The following is a 24499-nucleotide window of genomic DNA, read 5'->3' on the forward strand; positions in this document are numbered from 1 at the left end:
AGTGTCGCCCTGTCAAGGTGATGTTCTGGAAGCAACGGGTCTCTCGTGGCGCCAGATGGATCTCACCGGCCTTGCAGAGTCGCTGCCATCAGAGGCAGCGAGAATCAGGCTGGACTTGATGCGAATACGGTCATGCCAGCCGCAGATCTGCAGCCAGCCCATCAACTCCATATCGCAGAAGCCTCGATCTGCCAAGAGGCGAACCTGACAGATCCCGAGGAAATTGAGGAGACCCTTCACCTCAGCGAGGACGGGAAGGAGGTGGGCCGTACTGACCTGGGCACTGACCTGGGTTCGAGGACGTGCGAGACGAGCGGCACCGCTCGTCCTCGGAAGAGGACAGAGATGCGGATCAGGTAGAATTTCTCGAAGAGCATGCTGGTATCGAGGGCCACAACGAGGGTGTGCCCTCCCCAGTCGCGTAAAGCCCGGGTGACAAGTGGGCCGTACATGCTGACGGGATGGATGGCTGGGTTCTCCAGCCATCTCCGAACTCGGCGTTCTGTGCTCTGAGCGAAGGTCGCATGGGAGTGAATGTGAGGAAGCCAGGCAGAGAGCGAGGCCCTTTGGGACAGCACCAAGCCAGTGACCATCCAGGCGAGGGTGCGGGCATTGCGGGGATCGTTCCAGAGGGAATGCTCGAGATGTGCGAGCACCGCTTGATACATTCGGGGGGCGTCCCCTCGGGTGCTTTCGGTCTTCACAAGCAGAAAGTGTCCCCTACCGGGGACGCTTTCTCATACTTTCTGTCAGGCGATCAGCCCGCTTTGCATAGTGTTTTTATGAAAATCAAGTCAGCGCTTTTCTGAAATGCAAGTCAGTACTCTTCTGAAAATCAAGTCAGCCTCCGATTGACCTCATCCCGCGCTCAACTGCCCACCGCTAGCCGGGTGCTAGCCTCATTCCATGCATAAACGTGCGGCGTTGGCCCTCGGGGTGATCTTGTCCTTGTCTCAGCCTGTCTCGGCTCAGGCGGCGGGCAGCGCTTCCGGCTTATCGGGTTCCATCTTCAAGCTGATGAACCAAGTGGGCACGCTGCAACCTCCGGCCAGCGGCGGGCAAAAAGCGGCCGTGCCCGCGCCCGTGGTGCAGCCTGCTGCCCTGAATTTCAAGGTGTCGCCCGCCATTCGCCAAAAAGTCATCAATACCTTTGTGGCCCAGATCAGCGAAGGCAGCCCGGAAGCGGGCGCGGAATGGAACAAGCTGTTTAAGGCTACCGACGTGTTTGCGGAAGTAGACAAGCAGGTGAAGGCGATGTTTGGCCTGAGCGCCACGAATTTGGCCGATACGTGGGCCGTGTACTGGAGTTACGCGTGGCTGATGACCCAGAGCCGCACCGACGATCCCAGTAAGGCGCAGGTAGTTGGACTGCGGAACCAATTCCAGCCGATCTTGCGGGCGCTGCCCAGCGTGGCGGCCCTGACAGACGCGCAAAAGCAGGAGATGTCGGACACGCTGATGCTGCAAGTGGTGATGTTCGGGGCACTGGCCGAAGCGTGGAAGGACGATCAGGCCAGCCGCGACGAGTTCGGAGCGGGCCTGCGTGGGGGTACGCAGGAAATGGGACTGGATTTGGGAGCCGTCACCTTGAGCGATCAGGGGTTCAAAGTGACGCCCTAAGTAGAAATACAGAGCAACAGCCCCGGCATAGTGGATTGCCGGGGCTGTTGCTGTAAAGCCTTGACCGTTCTTACGGCTTGCCCACCCACTTCAACCAACTGCCGCCCAAATTCAGGCGTTGGCCCAGCGTCGGATCATCCTTCAGAAAGGAGGCGGGCTGCGTGTAGACGAAGCGGCGGAATTTGCGCCCATCGGTCAGATTCAGACTCAGCCAGTGGCCGTCCAGCGTGTAGCGTCCCTCGCCGCCGTCGCTGAAGCTGGAACTGCTGCCGCCCATCACACCTCCGCCGAAGTCGTTGCCGAAAGCGTTTGGAGAAATCAAGGTGCGGCTGGACGAACTGTATTTCCAAGAAAATTGACCGTCCGGCGTAAAGCGGTAGCCCCCACTCAGCGAGTTGTAGATTCCGATTTGGCTGCCGCCGCCCTGAGAGCCGCTGGACGAATCGGTGTTGCTGTCGTACACGCCCGGCAACGATTTGGCGGTGGGCGGCGTGGCGCGGTGGTACTCGGTTTCTCCCACTACAAAGCCGTCGCTGATTTTCTTGAAGGCTTCGGCCTTGTCCTCGTCGGGCAAGCGAAGAGACGTGCCTTTAAGGATGTAGCGCTCGCAAAATGGCTCGCCATTGGGCTTGGTGCGGGTGCAATCGGGCAGCGTGCCGAAGTCGTCCGGGTCGATATCGTCAAGTGTGTAACCGTCAGGCGTGAACCACGACAGTTGGGCCTCGTAGCTGTTGTTCACAAAATTACCGTTGAATCTCGTGACGAATTGATTGCTGATGAACAACCCGCTTACCCCGCTGCTCGCGCCTGTTTTGGGGGCTGGAGTCTGACCGTAAAGCAGCCGGGGCCGGGGCTGCACCCGTGCGCGGCACGTGGCGACGGGCCGCACGTTGGTCTCCCGGTAAAATATGCCCCGGCTCTCGTGCGTCGTCTCCTCAATGGTCAGCCTGCGGTTGCCGTTCTCGTCCTCGCTCATCTCCCCTATGCCGAGGTCGAACGGGCCGCCGCTGAACCCGGCCTGTCCCTTCCAGTCGCCGTAAGGATTGGAGAAAAAGGTGCGCGCCTGCCCCTTGCCTTTGGGCGTGCTGTAAGTTAATCCGGCCCCACTTGTGGCGAAATTTAGGGTATAGGGCTGGCCTCCACCCGCGTCCACACAGGTCATCGGGCCGTCGCCCGCACGCACTTTGGTCAGTTCCATCCGCACCGCTTCGGCCCTCGGCCCCGCCTGATAGCAGCGCACCTCGCGGCCCGAACCCGTGTGCGAGGCGGTAAAGCTCTGGCCCTCATCGTCGTCGTATATGTAAATGCCCAAGCTGCTGACATTGCCCAGCGGCCCCATAAGGCGTGTGCGCGGCTGCTTGTTCTCGTCGAGGGTCTTGGCCCAGCGGCCCTGACTGTGGGTCGTGCCATCGTTGAAGGCATACGTGCCGCCCTTCTGGATTGCCACGCGCAGGTCTGGAGTGGGGGTCATGGGCCGCCAACCCTCATCGTCGTCAGTTTTGCCCAAGTAGCAGTCGAAGGTGTCGGGCAGCAGGTCGGTTTTGGGGTCAAAGCCCGCTTTGCGTGCGGCCGGAAAATCGAGACCGGGGCGTGAGGATGCGGTGCGGTTGGCCGGAGCGGCGGCCCAAGCCAGCGCGGGCAGGCGGGGCGTGGAGACCGCGCCGGACGGGGCTGTGCCGCCCACCGCAGCAGGAGACGGCGCGAATTTGATGCTGGTCAGCGGCGCCAAGGCTTGGTCTACGTCCGTATTCGCCGTGATGTCCACCATCGTCAGCGCCAGTCCCCACTGGCCCGCTCTTTCAAAAAATAAGTAGCTCTGCATGCGGCCTGCGTCCGTTTTGGAATCAGTGACGGGGCCGGTATAGGCCAGCAGCTTTCCGCCGTTCAGATCGCCTGTGCCCGCCGCCTTGACGCCGCTGGTGAAGCCGCGAGTCAGGTCAGCGATGGTAGCGTCGGCTATAGCCTCCAGCGTGCGGCCCGCCAGCGCCTCAGGCGGTGTAAACAGGTACACCACGCCCGGAAATCCGAAGGCCCGCACGCCGCCGTCCACCGACTCTTTTGCCCCGTCTGGCAACTCGAACGACCACACGCCGTAGGTATAGGTTTTGGCGTTGGCAAAAGAGCAGAGCAGGGCCAGCAACACTGTCATGACGTATTTCATTTGTACGTATCTCATTTATTTTTCCACCAACGGTCATCGCCCAGAAGTGTCCAGTCGATGCTGTCCTTTTGTCGGGAATCTGGGGCAAAGGTATGGGTGTAGGTGGGGCCAGTTCGCACACCGCCACCATCGGGTGTCAGGGTCAGGGTGTACGAGGCCGGGTCGTAGCTCCAGCGCCCGCCTGCCGCCGTGTTTTGGCCTGTACCGCCCGCAACGTTGCTGGCACTGACCGACGTGAAACTCTGATTGCTGGAGCGGTAGCGCCCACCGGGCAGGAGTTCGAGGTCAGAATCGCTGCGGGAATAGACGGCGAAATTGTTCGGGGCCATCGGGCCGCCGCTGGATGAGGTGCTGATGGAACTGAAGATGCCAGTCAGGTCGGCCGCCCCCAGACGCGGAATTTCCCAAAAGGTTTCGTTGTTTTGCGTCAGACTGCGCTGCGCTCCAGCCACCTTGCCGAACTTGTACAGCGTGACTTTGCCGTCCGGGGCCATGACCTCGAAGCCGCCCGACACGCCGCGCCACCGTAAAGGCAACTCTCCCCCACCCATGCGCCGCAAATCAGGGGCACGGTAATCCGGCTCACCGGGTCGGTCTAAAAACACCCCACCCGGCAAGAAGGCCGCCGTAGACGTATCTCTATAGGCCACCAACTGCAAGCCGCCGCCATTGAACTCGTTGCGAACCCCGCTGTCCGAAGAGTCGTACACCTGCGCCCGCTCGCCGTTCGCGTAGCCGTCGGTAATAACTTTGGTCAGGCGGGCAAACTGGGCATCCCGGGCCGTCACGTCTTTTCTAATAACCTCTGGACTCAGCTTGATGGTGTCGGCCAACGCCGCCAGCGCCGCAAAACGTGGCCCCGCGAGTTCTTCCCGGTCTAGCGCGACCAGTTCCAGTGGGAGGGTCACGCCGCCTTGTTCCAGCAGCAGCACCACCGCAAAGTCGGGCGAGGAATCATCGGCGTAATCCTTGATTTCCAGCGTCAGCAGCCGCACCTTAACGGCCCCAACTTGCTGCTCTCCATCTTGCAGCACACGCAGCATCGAACCGTCCCGCTTGAGGGCCGCGCTCAGTCGGTTCAGTGCCGTTTGAGCTGTCCCGATCACGCCCTCATGCACGCGGATCAGCGGCCACCAGTCGTCGGAGTTGCCGCTGCCCCGGTAAGTCAGGCAGCGGGCTGGACAGGAGGTGAGGAAGCTAGTCGAGACTTCCATCCCCGCCGGGTCTTGCCAAGCGACTCCGGCAAATCGGTTCGGTGTAGCGGCAAGGGCAGATGCGCCCAGCACAGCCAGCAACGCAGTCAGGATCAGGGGGCGGTAGGTGGGCAAGCGGTTCAGAGACAGGCGGTGCAAAAATATACGGTGCAGTGGCGAGCGCTTCATGACACCTCAAAGGAGAATGGGGCCGTGTATGGATCAAGCCCATTGTGCTGTGACCGTGCAGCTTCAAACAAATCACCACACTACAGTTGACCCCACAGCCGGAGCGCAGGTAACGGCGAAGGGCGCAGCTCAAGCCCAAGGGATGGTCAAGGGCTGTTTCTCCAGCACAATCGTATCTCCTACTTTTCGTGGTCTGCGGCAACTGAACTCAAAGCCGTCCTACTGGCCTCCAGTTCAATGTGTTGTCCGGCAACTAGTGCATAGAGTGTGATTTCGGTGTACAGCACGTCGTCACAGCTCTCAATTCTCTCGCAACTGGCCCTGCTCTTAACGTTAAGAGCAGGGCCAGTTGGTCTACGAGTAGGGCAGTTCTGTTTTGAGTCAAGTGGTGTAAGTCAGGTGAGCGGCTCTGCAACTCTGCTTTTCTCGAGGGCCGACCAACTTCGTCTTCTATGTTGCTCTTAACGTTAAGAGCAACCCGGTTTTCACATTACCCCCGCCCCCTCATGTCTCCCGAAGCTCCAGCTTTCTCACCTGCTCTTAACGTTAAGAGCGCTTTGACTTGCCCTGCTGACGAGGCTGGATACTGCCCAACAACAAACCCTCAAGTTCATTCAGAAGTGCTGTAACTCGCTTCTGCTCCGGCTTGCCCAATTGGGCCATCCGCCGCTCATCCAGTAAAACTCGCATGCGCCGGAGTTGCTCTGGCGCGGCGCGGTCTTCTCCAGTGGATTCTGGTTTAGCAGCCAACGCGATATCGCGCACACTCAGAGCCTCGGTTAGCGTGCGTTGCGTCAGGCTGAAGCGCAGGCCTTCATTCTTGATACGGGCCAACGCAGCGGCGCGGGTGTATTCCAAAGTGCCTTGCCGCATCAGCTCAAGCAGATCGGGCGGAAACCTCAGCACACCGGCTTTGTTGGAGGCGAACGAGCGCCAAGTGCCCCGGCCGAGCCGCGAGAACACGGCGTCTAGCTGCTCAACCACTTCAGGCTGAGGCGTGCGCCGCTGGGCATGCAACAAGGGCAACACGTCGCCCTGCGGAATCTTGAGTTGCCGGGCCACGATGGTCAGGGTGGCGTCTACCTCATCCAGCGGATTCAGGTCTTCGCGCTGAAGGTTTTCGAGGGCCGCCAGCAGATCGGCTTGCTCATCGGTGGCGTCGCGCACTAATGCTGGAATCTCGGTGAGGCCCGCCAACTGCGCTGCCCGCACCCGCCGTTCTCCGGCGATCAATTCGTAGCCCCCAGCCACAGACCGGACTAACACAGGTTGCAACACGCCTTGTTCCCGCACGCTCTGCACTAATGAGGCTAAAGCTGCCTCGCCAAAGTGCCGCCGAGGTTGATTGGGCCGCACCATAATTTGCTGAAGCGGCAATGCGCTGATAGAAGGACTGCGGGCGGGGGAGAGGTCGGGCATAGAGCCGAGCAACGATCCAAAAGCGTCGGCCCGGCTGCGTTTGGCGGCCTTAGACATGGTGCGCTGCACCGAGGGCGGCCAGAAGTTGGCTGGTCACGCTGGCGATTTCTTGGGTGGCTGGGCTACGTTTGGCAAATTCGGGCAAGGGTTCACCGTGCAGTTGAGAGTCTGGATACAGCGCGGGGCGGTAGGTAAGCGGCGTGCTGACCGGGGCCAAGTGCCCAAACTGTGCCCGAAGTTGCGCGAGGCTTTCGCGGCTGTGGTTGGTGGTGTCGTTGTACTGGGTCACCAAAATCATGGACAGCGCCAGTTCCGGGTTGGCCTTGCGGAAGCGGTTGAGCATCTGCATCACCGTCTGGAGGCCCTTAAGTCCCTTACCGCTGGCCGGAACAGGTACCACCACATACTGCGCGGCAATGACCGCCAACGCGCTGAGTTGCCCCAGACTGGGCGGTGGATCGATCAATACGAAGTCGTATTTTCCGCTGAGGGAGCGCAGGGCATCTTTAAGCCGCAGCAGTCCCATCATCTGCCCCGGCAGCAGCGGTTCTATGGTGGCCACATCCAAGTGGCCGGGAATCAGGTCTAGGCCGTGAACCCGGATGGGGGAGGGCAACGCCAACTCGGTGTCGTCGTCGGCCAGTACGGCAGGGTAGAGGGTGTCGTCTAGGCGCAGGTCACGGGGTTGGCCGTCTGCACCAGTGACGCCGCGCACTCCCAGCCAGTCGGTCAAATTGGCCTGTGGGTCGGCGTCGATCAGCAACACGCGGTGCCCAAGCCGCCCCAACGTAAAGCCTATATCCCGCACGCTGCTGGATTTGCCGACGCCGCCCGCATGGTTAAAAAACGTGATCACCTTCATAGATAGGCCCATGCTAGCGCCCGCGAGACGCGGAGGCGACTCAGGGCTGCTCAGTCTTGGTTGGAAAGGGAGCGGCACCAGCCGAAGAACTCGTGCTTTTAGGACAGGTTTTAGTTCACGCTCAGCTTTGGCCGAAACATCGTGTCGGTGTTCAGCACCCCTTCATATCGCGGCCTGTCCAGCTTTTCTTCGCAGCGGGAACGCCGTTAAAATCACACTATCGAACAGCTTGAGTGCTTCCATCACAGCATCTCTATCCCTTGACCACTTTCAGCTTTTCACCGAACCTCCTCGGCAGGCTGTGGCCGCTCCCCATTCTCTTTTAAGACAGACGACATGCCTGACACCGAACTCCTGACGCCCCCGCCGCACCCAGTCTTGACCAGTCTGTGCCGCCTGATCAGTGACCGCCTCGGGGCCGATCTGGCTCTGATCACCGATGCACAGCACACGGTTTTGGCCTCTCACCGTTGGCCGCTGAGCTTGCCGGTTCCCCCACTGGCGTCTTTGATGACGGCAGACATGTTGGTCTTGACCGACACCACCCACGATGCCCGCTTCAAGTTGTTGGCCGACGCGATGGGCGGATTTCAGACGGGGTTTTATGCTGCGTCCAGTTTGCGGAACAGCGGCGGCGAGGTCTTGGGGTTTCTGTATCTCCTGCGCCAACTTCCCCGCACTTTCGAGCGCCAGCACTACCAAGCCTTTCTGGACGCCATATGCCTCGCGTCCGATTATTTGGTGCAGCAGCAGGCGTTCCGGCGGGCGGTTCAGATCGGGGCCCGGCTGCTTCCCTTCGAAAGTGGAGTCAAGACCTTAACCGACGCCGTGATCGCCTACGATCAGCGGGGCCAAGTGACTTACGCCAACCGAGCGGCAGAGCAGCTCTTCGGGGCTTCGGTCAGCAACCTAGAAGGGCAGCCCCTCACGGCTCTGATTCCGGGTGGCCCAGACAGTTTGCCCGTTGCCGATACCCAACGGTGGCAACTCGGCCATGCCAATGGCCTGACCCAAGACGGTCTGCTGCTGCATCTGGAAATCGCCAGCCGTCAGTTGCAGCTAGGCAGCAGTCACAGCACTCTGCTGATCCGGAATGTGAGTGAGCAGCGCGGCGCGGTGGCGGCATTGGCCCAGAGTCAACTGCACACGCAAGCCTTGTTGCAGGCCATCCCAGACGCGCTGTTCGTGTTGTCTCGGGAGGGTGTGGTTCTCAGCTACAACCCCGATTCTCTGCGGCTGCAACGCGATCCGGTAGGCCGCAGCATGTACCAAGTTTGGCCGGTAGACACGGCAGGGCTGGTCATGGTGTACCTGAACCTGACCCTCCAGAGCAATCGTCGTTCGCGGGCCTTCATGCTTCAACCCCCACTGGGCACGGACGACGGCCTGAAACTGGAGGGCCGCCTGACGCCGATGGGCAGCGAGCGGGGGCTGCTGGTGGTGCGGAACCTCACGGCAGAGGGCCAGCCCAACAAGACCGATCTGAACGACGCGCCTGCTGCCGACTCTGGCCCTATTCCCTCTCACCCATTGCCTTCTCACCCAGCCAACTCCAGTCCAGTCAACTCCAGTATCGCCACTGAACATCATGAGCCAGACGCCTGACCTCACGCCCCTAGATGAACACGGCGCATATCGTCGGCTGTTGGCCGCCATGCCCGTGATGCTCTGGACGGCCAATGCTCAAGGCGTCTGGCAACATGTCAACCACGAGTGGGCCGCCTATACCGGAGTGTTGGGCGAGACCCAAGGCTTCGGGTTCGAGGTAGCGCTGCACCCAGACGACCTAGAACGGACATTGGCCGTCTGGCAAGCCGCCGTCGAGAGGGGCGAAGATTACGAGATCGAGTACCGATTGCGGCACCGAGAAGGGAGGTATCGCTGGTTTCTGATTCGTGGCGTGAGAGTCGAGAACGAAGGCGGCGGGGCGGTGGCGTGGGTGGGCACCTGCACCGATATAGATGACCAAAAGAAGGCCGAACTGGCGGCACAGAGCGCCCAAGACGCTGCCGTGCGTGCGTTGGGGTTGGCTCTGGAGGCGCGTGACCGGGAAACCCAAGGCCCACACCGACCGGGTCACTTCTCTGGCCCTGCAACTGGGCAGCACGTTGGGCCTGAGTTCGGCAGAATTGAACACCTTACGGCTGGGGGCGTACCTACATGACGTCGGGAGATTGGCCGTACCCGACGCCACCTTGCTTAAACCCGGCCCGCTGACTGATGGGGAGCGGGCTGAGGTTCACCGTCATGTTTTGGAGGGGGTGCGGTTTGCGGCGGCACTGGGCTTTTTGTCCGAGGAGGTGCTGGAGGTGATCCGGTTTCACCATGAGCGCTGGGACGGTGCGGGTTACCCCGCAGGCCTCGCTGGGAAAGCGATCCGCCTGTTGGCCCGCGTCTTCAGCGTGGCCGACGTGTACGACGCTCTGATCAGTCAGCGGCCCTACAAACCGGCTTGGACACACGAGCAAGCCCTCGCGGAAGTGCGCCGACAAGCGGGGCATCAGTTCGATCCTGTGGTGGTGCAGGCCTTGCAGGCATGGGCGCAGCCCTCAGGCCTTACCGCTACTCCGTCAGACCCTCCAAGCGCCGCCGACAGGGAGTTGCCTTTTTCAACGTCTTGTCCGCCTCCACTCATCACCCCTCACCTGAGCTTGCTTGCTGCCGTGTGGGACGCGCTGGATATCAGTGTGGTCATCACGGACGCCCAGCAGAACATCCTGTATGTGAATCCCACCTTCAGCCGTCAGACTGGGTACGCGCTGGCCGAAGTGGTGGGCCGCAACCCGCGCTTGCTGCAAGGCCCACAGACCGATGCGCACCACCGCCAAGCCCTCCGGGAAGGATTGGCCCGCCAAGAGCATGTGCATCAACTGATCCTGAACTACACCAAAAGCGCTCAGCCGCTCTGGTTCACTATGCATGTCAGTCCTATCGTAGAAGCGGGGGCGCTGCGGTACTGGGTGGCCGTGCAGGAAGACGCCAGCGCCCGGATTGAGGTGCAGCGGCGGTTGGAATGGGCCTCCTCCCACGATCATCTGACCGAATTACGCAACAGGTACGGCCTCGAAGCTCAACTCTTTACCTATGCCGAACATGCGGTGCAGCGGGGAGAGGAATTTGCGCTGGTGGTGCTGGATCTGGACGATTTTAAGGCGGTCAACGACACCCACGGACACGCGGCAGGCGACCGAGTCTTGCAGGGCGTAGCCGATGCCCTGCGGCTGCACACCCGCCCCACCGACCAATTATTCCGGCTGGGCGGCGATGAATTCTTGGTTGTGCTGTCGGGCGCTGAAGAAAATGCAGCCCAAAGTTTCGCCCACCGGCTGCAAGAAACGTTGGCCGCTGGAGACACGACCCATCCACCTGTTCAGGTCAGTTTCGGCTTGGCCCTCTGGCCCCACGACGGCGAGGATGTGCTGGCCCTCGTGCGTCTGGCCGATCAGCGAATGTACCAGTCGAAGGCCGCCCAAGATGGGGGAGAGGCCGTATAAAGTCAAGGCAGCCCTCGGACTCTGCTAAGACCCTATCCGGAAAATATGATCTTCTGGCAGACGATGACCACCACCCAGCTCCATCAAGATCAAATTGATGACCAACCCACGCTGTGGGAGGTTTCAGATGAACTCTGGATTCGTCTGGCCCCGCTGCTGGTGATTGAGAAGCCTAAGAAAAAGAGCGGGCGTCCCGCACGGGACGCCCGGGGCATCTTCAATGGGCTGATCTGGCTGGCCCGAACCGGCAGTCAGTGGAGTCAACTTCCGCGCCGATACGGCCCAAAATCGACCGTCCACGAGCGCTTCTGTGCTTGGGTCGAGCACGAGTGCTTGCGATCGGCCTGGCAGCTTCTGGTCGAAGAGTATGACCACGTAGTGGGGATCGATTGGGAATGGCTGGCAGCGGACGGGAGCATGGTGAAAGCCCCGCTCGGAAAAAGGGGGGCCCTGGTGCGTCGCAAGCCACGGGCAGCAACCCCACCGACCGAGGCAAAGCCGGATGTAAACGCACGCTGCTGACCGATGCTAAAGGCCTTCCGCTCTCAGTCGTGCTGTGTGGTGCCAATCGCCATGACAGCAAAATGTTGATGGATGTTCTTGATGCCGTTGTCGTCGCTGTGCCTGCTCCTGTGGAGCAGGCACAGCGCCATCTGCTGCTCGATCGTGGGTACGACACGCCTGCGTGTCGTCAACTGGCCGTGGATGAAGGGCTCATCGCGCATATTCCAAAGAAGGCCTCGGAGGAACATCCCATTCCCGCCCCCAGCGATCCGGAACGCCATCCGGCACGGCGGTGGGTGGTCGAAGTCGGCCATAGTTGGTTCAATCGATTTCGACGCCTTCAGACCCGCTGGGAGAAGCGTCAAGACCTGTATCTCGGCTTCGTCGAATTGGCCGCCTGCCTCATCATCTGGCGTAAGCTCGCCCCTGTCGCCCCTGTGAGAGAACTTCCCGGATAGGCTCTAAGTGGGGTCGTGAAGCAGATTCCAACGCGCCATGTGGTCAATAGTGACTGGGCCAAATGACGGATGTTGCCTTTCAGGGTAGGCGCTAGAGTTCGGTTCCTAGAAGTCGGCAGCTTCTAACTGAACGACCCTGCTCAATCAACAGCCCCGTTGCGGTATGAGGCCCCTGCTCTGGCCTGACCGGACGGTGCGCCCGTTTCTCTACCTTTTTTCAAAGGAGAATGACCTATGAATCTAGACGCCCTGAAAGCCCAGCACCTCAACGCCCGCAAGCAAAAAGACGCCGCGCACACTGCCGTACTGGGCCGCGTGATCGGTGACGTAGAAACGTTGGCGAAGAACAAGCCCGGCACTGACCAAGCCCAGCTAATTGCGGGCGTGCTGACGGATCAACTCGCCGCCCTGCTCCGGGAGCGCGAGCAGTTAGCTGGGCTTGGCCGCGACACGGCACAAATTGATCTGGAATTGCCCGTATTGCAGAACCTACACACGCAGGCCACCGAAGCACAGCGTCAGGCACAGGCCGAACTGAGTGCGCGGCAGCTTTCCCCAGAGGCGCTGGAAGGGGCCATTCGGGAAGCGGTCACCCAAGGAGCCGGAAACATCGGCGCAGTCATGCAGTTCCTTAAAACCCAGCATGACGGAGCTTACGACGGCAAGCTCGCCAGCGAGACCACTCGGCGCATACTGGCAGAGGCCAAGTCGGCTTAAACCGTTGCCAGCCAGCGGGAATGTTTGTAGGCAATTGAGAGAATGGACGCGTCAGAGACCTTTGTTCTGACGCTTCCATTTGGATGAATGCCGTCAGGATGCTGTAGGAAAAGGCCGCTGCCATGACCCTTCGATCAAACCTGACTGAGCTTGACCATTGGCTGAGTCGGCAGGGCGTCTCACCAAATGACTTGCCCCCACCCATAGGGCAAGCACGGCTGACCGAACTGCAAGCAGCGTTTGCCCACCCTTTCCCCGAGGCGCTGCTGGCGCTGGTTGCATGGCACGACGGCTTGCCAGACTGGTTGATGTTTGGCGGAACTTGGCACTTGCTTGGAAGCGAGTTGAGTCTGGAGATCTACTGGGAGGATCGAGAGGTTTTTTAAGGACGATATCTCCATTGACCCTTGGCGGGCAGAATGGTTGCCCCTCTTCTCCAATGGCGCTGGGGAGTCTTTGCGACTCGACCTGAATAGTCTTGAGATGGGCTGCTGTTTTCACGAGGGCGGCGAATACGAAGCCGCTTTTGTAGACTTGGCTGCCTACTTTGTCCAATTGGTGGATGACATCCGGAGCGGGCGTTACCGAGTGTTACTGGTGACGGCCTTGGTTCAAGACGGCCTCACCCAGCTGGATCGCGCATCGAGTGAGGCCGTGGCCCAAGTGGAGGATCCCCGCGACCAACTTCGTGCTCTGGGTCTCGCGTACATTCGTTTTGCTGTCGCGCATCCGGCGCAGTTCCGCATCATGTTCCGGCCTGAACTGAGTCACCCACCTGCAGTGTCCGATCTAGAACACGGCCCCGTGTTTGACGTGCTGATGACGGTTGTCGACGAACTAAGTACGTCGCATTTGATATGTAGACTTAAGCATGGCCCGCCCTGCCCGCCGCATTGACATTTCTGAAGACGCTGATGAGCTGCTCCGGGAACTGGAGACCAGCCCATCCACCTATCCGAAGGTTCGCCTACGGGCCAGCATCCTCCGGCTGCATCGACAGGGCTGCATTGACAGGGCTGGAGCGGGCCGCAGAGCTGTTGCAAGAAGATGACCCGGTGCTGAGCCTGAAGGCTGTCCATATCCTCAGTCAAGGTGCGAGCAGTTACGCAAAATTGGTCGAAGTCGGTGAGTGGGAAGCACGGTTAGCGGCACTTGAGGCCGCAAGAGAAGACCCAGGCCCGCGTCTGGGCAGGGGGGCAGCATGACCGGAAGACGCAACAGACTGGCGAGGCTGGGAGCTCAGGCCCACATTAAATCGGGAGATCACGGGGGCATCTACAACGCTGACAGCGAACGCGGCGTGTGGGTCGAATGTCGAACTGCGGCAGAGCGGCCTATGACACCGCTGGAAGTGGTGCAAGTGCAGCAAGAGGAAGCTGGAGGGCGGGGTGTGATGTTCCTAGGCGCAGGCGGTTACAGCAAGATCATCTATGGGGTCACTGCCGACGACCTCTAACTTCCGGCGAGGCGTAGTTAGTTTTTGCCTCGCAGTTGCTCCATCTCCTCCTCAAGCTCTTCAAGGCGATAGAGGAAAGTCAGAAGCCATCTCACCTCTTCAGAGGCGATCTCTTCTGGCTGGGTGTTGATATAAGCCGCAATGGTTCCCTCTTGGCTTATCGGCTGTCCGCTGTTGAGGCGGGCACGATGTTCTTCAAACTCTGTGCGAAGGTCTGGATCGGGGATGTCCCGTTCAGGAGCAATGTTGACCAGGCTGTACACCCAGGCATCTTTAAGGCGTTCGCCTATGCGGTCTGGCCCAGTAGCCAAGGTGTCACGGGCAGCGATGAACTTTTCCACAGCATAAGTAAGACTCATATTGTGATCGTAGGGCAGATGAGAGAACGGCTGGTGCGAGTTTGTCCCATTACTGTGGGCATGGCGGCCACCGTGGGCAATCCTTAGGGTGCTGCACTTGGTCATCTTTGGTCATTCGTGCCGTCATTTGCCGTCAGTTTTAGATTTGGGCGTTCTAACTTTTTCGGCTTTTATCGGCTTTCGTCCCAGCGGAGAGGAAGTGTAGGCTGTGGCCGTGAACGATCCGAGCACAAGTGCAATCGTGACGCTAGGGCCAGTGTTTTACAGCCCCTCAGTGCGCTGGCCTGCCTTTGCTTTCGTGTGCGCTCTGCTGTGGGGCAAGAAGAGATGGAGCAAGGCTGACACCCGGAACACGAAGCCCGGCGAAGAGGAAGGCGGGGCAGGATGACAGACAGTCTTTTGTCTAACAGCTTGGGCTTCCCTTGGCAGGTCTTATTTGTGGGGGTGCTCGTCGCCTTCCTCGTTCGCCGACCAGCTCAGGGGCCTCGGCTGCTGATCGGGATACTTGGGGTGTGCCTTCTCATCTTATGGTTGCTGTAAAGGTCAGGCAGGGAAGCACATTCAAGAGGCCGGTAAAGAGAACGCATGAACATGACCACACTCCTGCTAAATGTCCCAGTCGCCTTACTACTGGGCTTCTCGATCTGGAGTTTGATTCGCCCGCAAGTACGTCAGACCCCACCTCTATCATCACAGACGCCACCGGCCCCACGTCCAGAGTGCGGGCTTCCCCTAGAGGCTTCCTCCACACAAGCCGCGTGTGCTGCTGTGATTTCAGAACTGGCTCAAGGCTGGCAACTCTCCTTCTTCGCCGCAGATCACCCTTCACCTACCGATCCTGGTGGGTATGTCGAGGTGCAGCACACTGCGCCGGAGGTGCTCCTCCGGAAGGTCGCCAATTCTGGCTGGAGCAGTTATTGGGTGCGCGTGACGCGGGAAGACCTGCAGGCAGAGCTGTACCGCAACCGGGCCGCACAACCTCGCGGCGTTCGCCTTTCCGAAGCGATCTGGCTTCAAACTGAAGGCGACCGGTGAGAGGACGGCGAAGGGGAAGCGTGGGCGTGCGGCCTGTGTTTCCTCTTCGCCGTGCATCCTTCATGGGGTTGCCATTTCAAATGCGCCCCTTGAAGCCCTGCACTTCTTTTTACCGGAGCCGCTGAAAAGGGATGACCGGGGTAGATAACGCTATCCCCAGCCTCGCTGTCAGTTTCTGACAAACGGGCGACCCTTCTGCCCTGTCATTCACTGATGCTTTTCAGTGGTAGCTCTGGCCCTATTCACTCAGACGAATGGTGGCCCGCGTCTACCAGTGGTTTACATGTCTGGGATTAGCGTCACGCATGACCGCACTGTCCAGATGACGGATGTGCTCCCTAAGTTTGGCCCAGCACACTGCCCACATGCCTGACCTTCAACTGGCCCTAACAAACCTGCGTGCCGCCTTGGGTGATTTCCTTGACCGCAACCGAGAAGACGGGGTGTTCCATGTCCAGATCGGCGGACCGGGCAGTGTCTTGGGTCTCCAGAACCTCGACGTGCCGGAGCTGCATGTCGACCTCGTTCCTGGCACCATCACTGCTCCTCAGGAGCAGGCGCTCCAGAGCTTGGGCTACCGGCCACAAGGCCTGCACTGGCACAACCCGGCGGGCTGGCGCCTGGTCCTGGTAGACGAGACCACCAGCTGGCGTGCTGACCAGCACGCCCTGAGTGCCCTGCTGACCGCTGACCCGGAGGCCGCTGCAGAGTACGCGCAGGTGTTCCGGCGGGACGGGCGTGAAGCGGCTGACACGGTCTTCCGCGAGCGGGCGACCGTCCATCACGCCCGAACCATCGGCTTCCAGCGCGCGCGTGCTGTGGCCCAGATGCTCGCCCCTCTGGACTGGCCATGGATGTTCGCGGGCGGCATGGCTCTGGACCTGCACGTCGGCGCCGTAACCCGTCCACATGAAGACTTGGACGTCATTGTGCCCCGCGACCGGCAGCCCGAACTTCAGCAGCACCTGCAGCACTTGGGCTGGCGTCTGGATGCGGCTGTGAACCGCCAGTATCAGCCTTGGGTGCCGCCCCTGAATCCGCCCAGCTTCCAGGTGCATGCGCGGCACCCAGATCTGCGGGAGGTGGTGATGCTGGACCTGATGCTCACTGACCTCAGCGACGGACAATGGAGGTATCGCCGCAACCCGGACATCACCCTTCCGCTTGAGGAGGCGAGGCAGTTCGGGCCGCAGGAGCTGCCTTATCTGACGCCGGAAGCTGCGCTGCTGTTCAAGGCTGGCCAAGTGGGGTCACCCATTCGACTCAAGGATCAGCGGGACTTTGTGCGGCTGCGGCCGCACCTCACCGCAGCGCAGCAGGGCTGGCTGAAAGCTCGGCTGGAAACGTCTGTGCCCGGGCATCCGTGGATCGCGCAGCTGAACGCCAGCAGCGGCCGCTAATCAAATACGTTTACATTTCGGCTTTTTTCGGCTCCCTCACGCAAACAGCCCGACTTATCGGAAGGAATAGGGGGTATGAGCGCGAGAACGGCCACAGCAAGGCCAGTGTGGGCCTACGCTCAAGCAAGCTAGAGAAGGGGATCTGGTGTTCGGCCGCCATACGCACGGCCGGAGAGATTTTGGACAGCAGATGATTCTTTCCCTGCCACTGAGGGCCATGACGGCGAATCCTAGAAGGTATGCGTGAAGGACAACGGCCTGGGCTTCGATCCGCGCTATCAGGGGCGGCTGTTCAACCTGTTCCAGCGGCTCCACACCGTGCATGAAGGGAGCGGGACGGGGGGGACTGGCGAGCGTGCAGCGGCTGATCCCCAAGCATGAGGGGCAGGTCTTTGCCGAAGGACGGGGCGGGAAGGGCGCTCGCGCTCACCGCAGCACGTTTCAACTTCATGACGGTTAAAAGCCGACCCTCTAGTTTGGGTCGGCTTTTTTGTCGAGTTGTTCGGGAAGGAGGAGTTCGCGCCTGAGGGTTGTGCCGCCTCAAGTGGGTCGCAGGGCACGGGTGAGCTTGCCTCGATCTTACGTACTTGCAGTTACGCCACGGCGTGAATGCTGAGCTGCTCAAATTCTAGCGGGGTTTTATAGCCCAGAGTCGAATGCCACCGCTGGCGGTTATAGAAGACCTCGAGATACTCGAAGACTTGGTTGCGCCCCTCCTGGCGCGTGTGAAACACATGGTCTAACAGCAATTCCCGTTTCAAGGTTGAAAAAAACGACTCCACCACAGCATTATCGAAACAATCCCCTTTCTTCCCCATGCTCGGCATGGCACCACCTTTCCGCAACGCCGATTGATACAGGCGACTCGTGTATTGCGACCCACGATCCGAATGATGAATCACGCCGGGTGGGGGACTTCGCCCCGCGAAGGCCATCTGCAAGGCCGCCAACGGCAGATCCGTCTTTAGCCGTGCGATGTAGCGCTGAGGCGCTGACACCCAAGTTCTTGGCGACCTGGACAAAACTCTGATCCGGCTCGTTCGCGAGCCGCACAGCCTCGAGCTTCCATTCTCTGGTGTACTGCTTGCGTTTGGACATGCCTCACCTCGTGTCAATTCTCGAGGCGTTTCTTCAAGTCCGCAGATAGCGTCATTCGGCCCAGCGGTCAAGGGCTGGAAGGACGAGGAAGCTGGGTTCGTTGGTATGTTTCTTGGTAGGGCTGGCCAGACTTCACCACAGCTAGACCCGTCCGCAGGAGTTTGCGCCCGAGGGCGACCAAAGCGACCTTGGGCGGCTTGCCCTCAGCGCGGAGATGACGGTAAAAGTCGCCCATTCGACTCTTCGAACGTTGAGCGCCTAAGGCGGCGAGGTACGCTGTCCGCCTGAGATGAGCATTTCCAACCTTGGAAATGCGTCCACGTCGATGAACACTGCTTCCGGATTCAAAAGGTGCAGGCGCAATTCCTGCATAAGCAGAAATCTGCGTCCCCGTCTCGAGCAGCGCGAAGCCATCCGTCTCAGCAAGGACACTCGCGGCACTGAGAAAGCCGTAGCCGGGAATGGTCATCAGCAGATGGAGGGGTTCGCTGAGAACGATCTGCCCTCACCAGCGTGTGCATCGCCTGCTCCAAGGTCTGCACCTGCACTTTAAGGAACGCCACGCGTTCCTGGATCAGGCCCAAGAGCACGGGATTTGCCGCGGCTCGGTGATTCATGGCATGGAGCCGATTTTGTTCGGCGTTCAGCGTTACCAGCAGCGCCGACCGCTCGCGAACCAGCAATTTCAACTCATGCAGCGCTGGACTGGGAGGCAACCAGGTCTTGGGGGACATGGTTGCGCCATACCGGGCAATCAACTCGGCATCCATCGCATCCGTTTTGCCCCGACGCGACTTCGAGTGGGCAACATACCGAATGCGCGCAGGATTTTCCACACTTACTTGGCATCCTTGATCATGGAGATGCTGCGCGCAGCTCTCCCAGTACACGCCCGTCGCTTCCATCACGACGTGCAATGACGCGCAATGAGCTTGGTGTTTGCTCGCCCATTGGAGAAGTTGCTGGAAGCCAATGGCCGTGTTGGGCACGGCCGCCAACGAATGGTGTGTGCCATCCACCAACAACAGATGGGCAAAGATGGTGTCTTTCCCGATATCCAAGCCGAGAACATGCATCACAAACCTCCTAGAGAGTCGGGTGAGTTGTCAGGTCGAGCTCCCTCGGAACTGGTTCTTATAGTGCAGGCTTCTGTGCCTTGGAGAGCGTTCAGTGTTCGAGAAGAGCGCCCGAACCGGCCAGATCTGCGTAACGGCCTTGGTGGGCCTAAAACTGAGCCTGGCTGACTGGTTCGGGCTGGCCTGATTCCCCATTCTGATCAGGAATGGACGTCAGGCGTAAGACATAAAAACTGAGGTATCCCCAGGAATCAATAACCCTACCGCTGCGTTCGGACACTTCAGTCCCGCACCTCAAGCACGCCCATCATGCCGCGGTCCTCGTGCTCGGCGACGTGGCAGTGAAAGACGGTTCGGCCCGTGAAGCGCTGCAGCGGCACGGCGATCTTGACGCGCTCGCCTCCGCGTAAGTTCACGACGTCGCGCCAGGCCCGGAACGGCTCGGGGAGACCGCCGCGCTCAAGCACCTGCACACCGAAGCTGTGCAGGTGAAACGGGTGGTCGAAGGCGTGGGCGTTTTCGAGCTCCCACAGTTCGAGGGTGCCGCGGCGTCCAGTGAAGTCGGTGCGCGCCGGGTCGAAGAACTGCCCATTGATGTGGAAACGCAGCGGGAAGGTGGCGTCGAAGACGAGGCGGCGCGTCGCGACCGCAGTTGCAGGGTCAAGGCGCTCAACGGAAGCGAGCACGTGAGGGAGCCGGACCGGCCGCAGTCCCGCTGGCGCGTGCACCGTCAGCAGGGAATCGGCGCTGCCCTGATCCACGGCCCCGTTGTTGTATGGGAGCCGCTGCAGCTCGAAGCGCCCTGCGCCGCGCAACCTGACCAACACCTCGGCCCGCTCGCCGGGCGCGAGCAAGAGTTCCGTCAGGGCCACCGGCTTCTCGATCAATCCTCCGTCCGTGGCAATCAGGTGCAGCTCGTGATCTTGGAGCGCGAGCCGGTACGGCCGCGCGGTGGAGGCGTTGAGAAGCCGCAAGCGCAGCGTGCCGCTGGTGGCGTGCAGCACGGGACGGTGCTGACCGTTCACGAGCGTCATGGAACCATGCTTGCCCTGGCCGTCCAGAGGGGCGTGGGCGTTCACTTGCCCGCCCGAAAGCGAAAAGTCTTTGAGGATGATCAGGCGGTCGTCGGCGTCGCGCAAGCCCGGCTCATCGTCGAGGGGACCTGCCACGACTACCGCGCCGGCGAGGCCCGCGAAGAGTTGGCGCGCCACGTCACCGTGTGCGTGCGGATGATACCAGTAGGTACCTGCAGCCCCAGCGGGCACGTCGAATTCGATGTCGCGGGCCTCGCCCGGCATCTGGTGCCCGAATGGCGCGTCGGCCTCCGGAGAGAGCGGCAGGCCGTGCAGGTGCAGGCTGGTGTGCTCGGCCGTGCGGTTGCGAAAGTGCAGGCGAACGTGGTCGCCCTCATGCAGCCGCAAGGTCGGGCCAGGCACGCTTCCACCGTAAGTGAGGGTCGAGACCGCGTGTCCGGCAAGCCGCACCGGGGAAGCGGCGGTGAACAGAGCGGCGCGCACGAAGGCAGCCTCGCGGCGCACCGACAGGGTAGGGGGCGGCGTGAGACGTTCACCGGACTGGGTCGGGGCGTCATTCGGTGTCAAGGCGCCGGAAGCCACGAGGCTGCCTCCCCCCAGCGCGAGCGCCGCGCCGCCCACAATGAGGGATGTGCCTTTGAGAAAGCGTCGCCGGGAGGGGGAGAAGCTCACGGCACTCTTCCGGCCACGGCTGGGGTGGCGACCGTTCCGCTGCCGTGTGCGCGCAGCCACGCGAGCGTTTCGCGCGCCGCCACGTCGTGCGGCGTCGGCGCAAAGTCGAACGCGGCCGCGAAGCGCGAACCGTCGAGGACGTAGGGGCGCTCGAATTCGTAAAACATCTCGCCGAACTCGCGCGCCATGCGGTTGAACAGCCCAGCGAGGCGCACGGCCGTTTTCGGCAGCACGCCCGGCTTGGCGGGCACGTTCGCCTGGCGCGCGACGAGTTCGATAAAGGCCCGTCCCGTCAACGCCTCGCTCGCCGGAACGTGCCACACCTGCCCGAGCGCCGCCTCACGCGTGCCGAGCAGGGCGAGGGCGCGGCCGTAATCGCGGATGTACGTCAAGCTGTGGGGCACGTCAAGCCGCGCAGGCCACTGGACGGCCTGGCCCGCCGCGATCTTACGAAAGAAGTTCAGGTCGGCGACGCTCGCCTCGACGCCCGGACCGTAGAAGTCTGCGGCGCGGCCGATCGCCACCCGTGCCTGGCCCGCTTCGTGGGCACTCAGCAGTCGCCGCGCGACTTCGGCACGGACGCGGCCCTTGCGGTCGGTCGCGGCGCTCGGCAAGTGCTCATGAATCGGGCCGTCGACCGGACCGTACGGATACAAGTTGTCGACCATCACGAGCCGCGTGTCGGGTGAGGGCAAGGCACTGAGCACATGCTCGATCAGGGCCGGGAACTCCTCGGGCCAGCGGTCGTACGCGGGTTGAGCCGCCATGTAGACAACCGAGGCGTCGCTCAACACCGGGCGCAGGTCGTCGCGCTTGGTCAGGTCTGCGCCGTGCCAGGCCACGCCGTCCGGCCAGCCTCCCCGGTCGGTGCGGGAAACGGCGCGCACCGACTTCCCGAGGTGAGCGAGGGCTCCGACGATCGCGCGCCCGGCGGCGCCGGTGCCGCCCAGGACGACGTGCAGTTCAGTACTCGTGGTCATGATGTTCTCCTTGAGATTTGAAGGGAGCCAGTGAGAGCAGGCCAAGTGGTCAGCGGCGGGCGCGCAGGAAGGTCACCCCCAAGGCCAGCAACCAGAACTGCCACAAGAGGCCTTGGATCGTCAAAATGAGGCCCCCCAAGTCCGCGCCGTACACCTGCGCCAGGGCCGCGAGCAACAAGGCGGCGGAGACGAGGCCCGCCCCACCCAGCATTCGGCCTCTGGGCAAGCGCAGGATGACCAGGCTGACCATGAGGGTCCACAGCCCCGCGAAGAGCTGCACGCCCAGCACTTCTCCTACGCCGCCCGCGTAGTTGTTCAGTGCGTCGTACATGACAGCAGCGGCGGCGCGGGTGCTGTCATTTCCAGTGGCGTAGGCGTTGGCCAATGCTGGCATCGCCACCAGCCAGCGCACAATGCCGAGGAGCTTGAGAAGCCCGGCGAGCACCCCGAAGGTAGCGGCAACGTTGAGCCACACGCCCCCCGCTGTGCGGGCTTGCAACGCCAGATGGGTCAGCACCGCGAGCGGAATGAGCAAGAACGCCGAGAGGAAGTACAACGTGTAGCCCAGGGCAACGGGCCCCGCCTGCTCAGTGATCAGTGGGAGCGCTTGCGCCGCGCTCAAGTCGAGGCTTTGTGGCCAGTTGATGCTGGTCGCCAGCACGCCAAACGCAGCAAACATCAAGACGAACTGCGCGGCCACGACGGCAAAGAGAGCAACACGGGGCGTGGGACGAACGGAGACGGTGGCTGAAGGTGCAGGGGTCAGGGTGGTCATGGCAAACTCCTTTGTCCGGATCTGTCGAGGTTAGAAGTGGGGAGAGAAGCCGCGCTGTTCGCAGGCCTCCCACCGCGCGTTCGGTTGAAGTTGCCGGAGGCCACGGCCAAGCCCCGGCCAGTCAGGCAGAGGGAGGCGCCACCGAGGGCGGCGAGCGGGAAAGTCACGGGATGTAGAACTCAGCAGGGTGGTCTCCTCTGGGTGCGGCGAGCGTGGGTGGCCATGGGTGACCCCGAACGGGCACAGGGCACGTCCGAATGTGGGTCAAGTGGGAATCAGGCGGTGGTTGGGACGTCCAGCGGCACGGATCTCTGACGTGCAGCGTACTCAGGCTTCCACACACGCAGGCCCAGCCGGTGTCCGAGGGCCGCGAGCAGGGGAAACACGAGCTTCTGCACCGTTACTGGCACGCCCACCATCCAGTTCTCGTGACGGGCGAACAGTCCGGCGGCCAGCAGCAGATTCCTGAACGTCTTCTTGTCCGGCGTAAACCCCTCTGCGGTGAGTCCGTACACGCTTTCGAAAAAGCGGTCATGGTCAAGGGCAGGTTCGAGCGTGACGATGTGGTGTAACTCGCCTTCGCCCGCGTTCCAGTACGTGTGTGCCGTGCCCGCCGGCACGTCCAGGGACTCACCTCCTTGCAAGAGGCGTTGCTCACCGTTCACTTGAAGTCCCAATGTCCCGGCGACGACGGTAAAGCGTTCGCGCTGCTGGGGGTGGAGATGGGCGGGCACGGCGCTCACACCCGCCTCCACGAACTCATCAAAGGCGAGCCGCGCGCCGTTCGTGTCTGCCTTGGTTTCCCGGAACACCAGGCGTTTCCCGCCGCCTTCCAGCACGTCTCCAATTCGGGCCATACGGATTTCCTCCTGTTGGGCCGCGTTGCAGAGCAAGAGCGGCCGGTCGAGCGGCGCGGGGCGCCCTCGGAATGGGGGGTGATCGAACTGTCGCGGGAGGCGTTATTCGGTGGGCGCTTGCCCCGTGAGCAGGAGGTGCAGGGTCAGGCCGTAGAGGCCGTTGGGGATCGCCGCGCCGTTGATGAGTTTTTGGGTGTCGAGGCCGTTGCGCAGCGCGACGACCACTGCAGCGAGTTGATCGGCTGGAGCAGGCAAAGAGCGGTGCATTGCGGCGAACTGCGCTTCAATTAAGGTACCGATCGCGGTGCGCAGACGGGAATGGTGGCGTTCATACGCTTCGCGGACGGCGGGGTAGCGTAAGGCGCACATCCAGAATTCCATCTTGAGCAGGTGGGCTTCACGGTGCCGGGTGTCTTCGAGATCGGCCGCTTGCTGGAAGCCGGCGCTGACAGCAGTCATGCTGCCATTGAGCTGAGCAACGCCCGCCAGGTCGTCTTCGAAACAACGCTCGATCAGGGCGATCAAGAGCACCTGCTTGTCCTCGAAGTTGGAGTAAAACGCGCCGCGGCTGTAGCCCGCAGCCTCGGTGATGTGCTCGACCGAGGTGCCCTCGAATCCCTGGCGGGCAAAGAGGGTCTTCGCCGCGTCAAGCAGAGCTGCCCGTGTCTGAAGGCGGCTTTCCTCCCGGGTGAGGCGTGTGCGAACGGGAGAAGTGGTCATGCCATAAGGATACACTATTGTATTTCAGTTCGAATGTGTTTCGGATTTCAAAGTCAGTTCTGTATTGAGAGTTGGAAATGTCTCTCACTGTGGGTGAGACGTTTGAGGGGTTGTGTTGCCTTAGTCAGCCCTCAGGCAGCTGGAGGGCAAGGGTAGCCTGAACCTCAGACCACCCCTGCCGCGACCAACGACCACGTCTGGAACGCTTGTTTCTGGTTGTGCCGGAAACACTGGTGCGGGAAAGAGGGTCAAGGTTCGTGATGCGGGCGTGCAGGTGAAGGCATTCCTGCGCCCCTTTCCTCTGCTCCCATCCCTGTTGTTGGCGTTCCTGACACCAAGTAGGCCAGTGAGAGTGTTCTATTCAATGGGTGCCGCGGGCCGTGGAACTCATCTGTTGGTGATTGATGTCCGTCAGGCTGA

At 61.4% G+C, this 24499-nt stretch carries 23 protein-coding genes and 2 pseudogenes; 12 read left to right on the top strand and 13 right to left on the bottom strand.

Going from position 1 to position 24499, the window contains the following annotated elements; all coding sequences use genetic code 11:
- The first annotated feature begins 906 nt into the window (after window positions 1-906).
- Window positions 907-1620: a DUF6683 family protein gene (locus tag E7T06_RS20625; protein ID WP_136367645.1), complete on the top strand. Its 714-nt coding sequence runs from the start codon at window positions 907-909 to the stop codon at window positions 1618-1620.
- 70 nt (window positions 1621-1690) lie between these two features.
- On the opposite strand, the gene E7T06_RS20630 is transcribed toward E7T06_RS20625, so the two are convergent.
- The 4 genes from E7T06_RS20630 to E7T06_RS20645 all read right to left on the bottom strand — a co-directional run bounded on the left by E7T06_RS20630 (window position 1691) and on the right by E7T06_RS20645 (window position 7444).
- Window positions 1691-3781: a hypothetical protein gene (locus E7T06_RS20630; RefSeq protein ID WP_136367646.1), complete on the bottom strand. Its 2091-nt coding sequence runs from the start codon at window positions 3779-3781 to the stop codon at window positions 1691-1693.
- A gap of 11 nt (window positions 3782-3792) precedes the next feature.
- Window positions 3793-5163 (bottom strand): hypothetical protein, encoded by a 1371-nt coding sequence (locus E7T06_RS20635; RefSeq protein WP_136367647.1) that lies wholly within the window; start codon window positions 5161-5163, stop codon window positions 3793-3795.
- A gap of 546 nt (window positions 5164-5709) precedes the next feature.
- Window positions 5710-6639, bottom strand: a complete 930-nt coding sequence (locus E7T06_RS20640) for a ParB/RepB/Spo0J family partition protein (RefSeq protein WP_136367648.1) — start codon at window positions 6637-6639, stop codon at window positions 5710-5712.
- Window positions 6632-7444 (bottom strand): ParA family protein, encoded by an 813-nt coding sequence (locus E7T06_RS20645; RefSeq protein ID WP_168733691.1) that lies wholly within the window; start codon window positions 7442-7444, stop codon window positions 6632-6634. Before E7T06_RS20645 ends, E7T06_RS20640 begins: the two co-directional genes overlap by 8 nt.
- A 336-nt stretch (window positions 7445-7780) precedes the next feature.
- Between E7T06_RS20645 and E7T06_RS20650 the strand changes: the two genes are divergently transcribed.
- The 8 genes and pseudogenes from E7T06_RS20650 (at window position 7781) to E7T06_RS20680 (ending at window position 14073) form a co-directional block, all read left to right on the top strand.
- Window positions 7781-9049, top strand: a complete 1269-nt coding sequence (locus E7T06_RS20650) for a PAS domain-containing protein (protein WP_136367650.1) — start codon at window positions 7781-7783, stop codon at window positions 9047-9049.
- Window positions 9033-9608: a PAS domain-containing protein gene (locus E7T06_RS21990; RefSeq protein ID WP_240741204.1), complete on the top strand. Its 576-nt coding sequence runs from the start codon at window positions 9033-9035 to the stop codon at window positions 9606-9608. Before E7T06_RS20650 ends, E7T06_RS21990 begins: the two co-directional genes overlap by 17 nt.
- Complete coding sequence (locus tag E7T06_RS21995) at window positions 9553-10938, top strand: diguanylate cyclase (protein ID WP_240741208.1); 1386 nt, start codon at window positions 9553-9555, stop codon at window positions 10936-10938. Before E7T06_RS21990 ends, E7T06_RS21995 begins: the two co-directional genes overlap by 56 nt.
- 63 nt (window positions 10939-11001) lie before the next feature.
- A pseudogene (locus E7T06_RS20660) lies at window positions 11002-11900 on the top strand (IS5 family transposase).
- A gap of 234 nt (window positions 11901-12134) precedes the next feature.
- Complete coding sequence (locus E7T06_RS20665) at window positions 12135-12617, top strand: hypothetical protein (protein WP_136367651.1); 483 nt, start codon at window positions 12135-12137, stop codon at window positions 12615-12617.
- 122 nt (window positions 12618-12739) lie between these two features.
- The gene (locus E7T06_RS20670; RefSeq protein ID WP_136367652.1) at window positions 12740-13003 is read left to right on the top strand and encodes a hypothetical protein; all 264 of its coding nucleotides are present in this window, start codon (window positions 12740-12742) and stop codon (window positions 13001-13003) included.
- A gap of 97 nt (window positions 13004-13100) precedes the next feature.
- Window positions 13101-13514, top strand: a complete 414-nt coding sequence (locus E7T06_RS20675) for a TetR-like C-terminal domain-containing protein (RefSeq protein WP_136367653.1) — start codon at window positions 13101-13103, stop codon at window positions 13512-13514.
- A 304-nt stretch (window positions 13515-13818) separates the two neighbouring features.
- Complete coding sequence (locus tag E7T06_RS20680; RefSeq protein WP_136367654.1) at window positions 13819-14073, top strand: hypothetical protein; 255 nt, start codon at window positions 13819-13821, stop codon at window positions 14071-14073.
- Window positions 14074-14090: 17 nt separating this feature from the next.
- Here the strand turns inward: E7T06_RS20680 and E7T06_RS20685 are convergent, their stop codons facing one another.
- The gene (locus tag E7T06_RS20685; protein ID WP_136367655.1) at window positions 14091-14432 is read right to left on the bottom strand and encodes a hypothetical protein; all 342 of its coding nucleotides are present in this window, start codon (window positions 14430-14432) and stop codon (window positions 14091-14093) included.
- Between the two features lie 768 nt (window positions 14433-15200).
- On the opposite strand from E7T06_RS20685, the gene E7T06_RS20690 reads away from it, so the two are divergent.
- From E7T06_RS20690 to E7T06_RS21425, 3 genes are all read left to right on the top strand, one after another.
- Entirely contained in the window at window positions 15201-15467 is a 267-nt protein-coding gene (locus tag E7T06_RS20690; RefSeq protein WP_136367656.1) for a hypothetical protein, read from the top strand.
- A gap of 365 nt (window positions 15468-15832) precedes the next feature.
- On the top strand, window positions 15833-16867 hold the full coding sequence (locus tag E7T06_RS20695) for a hypothetical protein (protein ID WP_168733692.1): 1035 nt from the start codon (window positions 15833-15835) through the stop codon (window positions 16865-16867).
- Window positions 16868-17110: 243 nt separating this feature from the next.
- Entirely contained in the window at window positions 17111-17248 is a 138-nt protein-coding gene (locus E7T06_RS21425) for a hypothetical protein (protein WP_168733693.1), read from the top strand.
- Between the two features lie 212 nt (window positions 17249-17460).
- Here the strand turns inward: E7T06_RS21425 and E7T06_RS22000 are convergent.
- From E7T06_RS22000 to E7T06_RS20735, 8 genes and pseudogenes are all read right to left on the bottom strand, one after another.
- Window positions 17461-17823, bottom strand: a pseudogene (locus tag E7T06_RS22000) (integrase core domain-containing protein); the annotation flags it as partial.
- Between the two features lie 209 nt (window positions 17824-18032).
- Window positions 18033-18434 (bottom strand): transposase, encoded by a 402-nt coding sequence (locus E7T06_RS22005; RefSeq protein WP_240741205.1) that lies wholly within the window; start codon window positions 18432-18434, stop codon window positions 18033-18035.
- Window positions 18385-19041: a transposase gene (locus E7T06_RS20710; RefSeq protein WP_240741206.1), complete on the bottom strand. Its 657-nt coding sequence runs from the start codon at window positions 19039-19041 to the stop codon at window positions 18385-18387. Before E7T06_RS20710 ends, E7T06_RS22005 begins: the two co-directional genes overlap by 50 nt.
- A 281-nt stretch (window positions 19042-19322) precedes the next feature.
- Window positions 19323-20747: a multicopper oxidase family protein gene (locus E7T06_RS20715; protein ID WP_168733695.1), complete on the bottom strand. Its 1425-nt coding sequence runs from the start codon at window positions 20745-20747 to the stop codon at window positions 19323-19325.
- Entirely contained in the window at window positions 20744-21727 is a 984-nt protein-coding gene (locus E7T06_RS20720; RefSeq protein WP_136367660.1) for an NAD-dependent epimerase/dehydratase family protein, read from the bottom strand. The genes E7T06_RS20715 and E7T06_RS20720 overlap by 4 nt, the downstream gene beginning before the upstream one ends.
- Window positions 21728-21776: 49 nt before the next feature.
- Entirely contained in the window at window positions 21777-22502 is a 726-nt protein-coding gene (locus tag E7T06_RS20725; protein ID WP_136367661.1) for a DUF4386 domain-containing protein, read from the bottom strand.
- Between the two features lie 275 nt (window positions 22503-22777).
- Entirely contained in the window at window positions 22778-23359 is a 582-nt protein-coding gene (locus E7T06_RS20730; protein ID WP_136367662.1) for a cupin domain-containing protein, read from the bottom strand.
- Window positions 23360-23461: 102 nt separating this feature from the next.
- A complete protein-coding gene (locus E7T06_RS20735; protein ID WP_136367663.1) occupies window positions 23462-24079 on the bottom strand; it encodes a TetR/AcrR family transcriptional regulator in 618 nt (205 codons plus the stop codon).
- Window positions 24080-24499: the final 420 nt, after the last annotated feature.

The organism is Deinococcus sp. Arct2-2 (assembly GCF_004801315.1).
Classification (GTDB): Bacteria; Deinococcota; Deinococci; order Deinococcales; family Deinococcaceae; genus Deinococcus.

Coding starts and splice junctions, on each gene's coding strand:
- E7T06_RS20630 (WP_136367646.1), bottom strand. CDS start 3,781: ATGAAATACGTCATGACAGTGTTGCTGGCCCTGCTCTGCTCTTTTGCC.
- E7T06_RS20735 (WP_136367663.1), bottom strand. CDS start 24,079: ATGACCACTTCTCCCGTTCGCACACGCCTCACCCGGGAGGAAAGCCGC.
- E7T06_RS22005 (WP_240741205.1), bottom strand. CDS start 18,434: ATGACCATTCCCGGCTACGGCTTTCTCAGTGCCGCGAGTGTCCTTGCT.
- E7T06_RS20645 (WP_168733691.1), bottom strand. CDS start 7,444: ATGAAGGTGATCACGTTTTTTAACCATGCGGGCGGCGTCGGCAAATCC.
- E7T06_RS21990 (WP_240741204.1), top strand. CDS start 9,033: ATGAGCCAGACGCCTGACCTCACGCCCCTAGATGAACACGGCGCATAT.
- E7T06_RS20665 (WP_136367651.1), top strand. CDS start 12,135: ATGAATCTAGACGCCCTGAAAGCCCAGCACCTCAACGCCCGCAAGCAA.
- E7T06_RS20680 (WP_136367654.1), top strand. CDS start 13,819: ATGACCGGAAGACGCAACAGACTGGCGAGGCTGGGAGCTCAGGCCCAC.
- E7T06_RS20650 (WP_136367650.1), top strand. CDS start 7,781: ATGCCTGACACCGAACTCCTGACGCCCCCGCCGCACCCAGTCTTGACC.
- E7T06_RS20730 (WP_136367662.1), bottom strand. CDS start 23,359: ATGGCCCGAATTGGAGACGTGCTGGAAGGCGGCGGGAAACGCCTGGTG.
- E7T06_RS20635 (WP_136367647.1), bottom strand. CDS start 5,163: ATGAAGCGCTCGCCACTGCACCGTATATTTTTGCACCGCCTGTCTCTG.
- E7T06_RS20725 (WP_136367661.1), bottom strand. CDS start 22,502: ATGACCACCCTGACCCCTGCACCTTCAGCCACCGTCTCCGTTCGTCCC.
- E7T06_RS20670 (WP_136367652.1), top strand. CDS start 12,740: ATGACCCTTCGATCAAACCTGACTGAGCTTGACCATTGGCTGAGTCGG.
- E7T06_RS20685 (WP_136367655.1), bottom strand. CDS start 14,432: ATGAGTCTTACTTATGCTGTGGAAAAGTTCATCGCTGCCCGTGACACC.
- E7T06_RS20720 (WP_136367660.1), bottom strand. CDS start 21,727: ATGACCACGAGTACTGAACTGCACGTCGTCCTGGGCGGCACCGGCGCC.
- E7T06_RS20675 (WP_136367653.1), top strand. CDS start 13,101: ATGGGCTGCTGTTTTCACGAGGGCGGCGAATACGAAGCCGCTTTTGTA.
- E7T06_RS20625 (WP_136367645.1), top strand. CDS start 907: ATGCATAAACGTGCGGCGTTGGCCCTCGGGGTGATCTTGTCCTTGTCT.
- E7T06_RS20710 (WP_240741206.1), bottom strand. CDS start 19,041: ATGCATGTTCTCGGCTTGGATATCGGGAAAGACACCATCTTTGCCCAT.
- E7T06_RS20640 (WP_136367648.1), bottom strand. CDS start 6,639: ATGTCTAAGGCCGCCAAACGCAGCCGGGCCGACGCTTTTGGATCGTTG.
- E7T06_RS20695 (WP_168733692.1), top strand. CDS start 15,833: ATGCCTGACCTTCAACTGGCCCTAACAAACCTGCGTGCCGCCTTGGGT.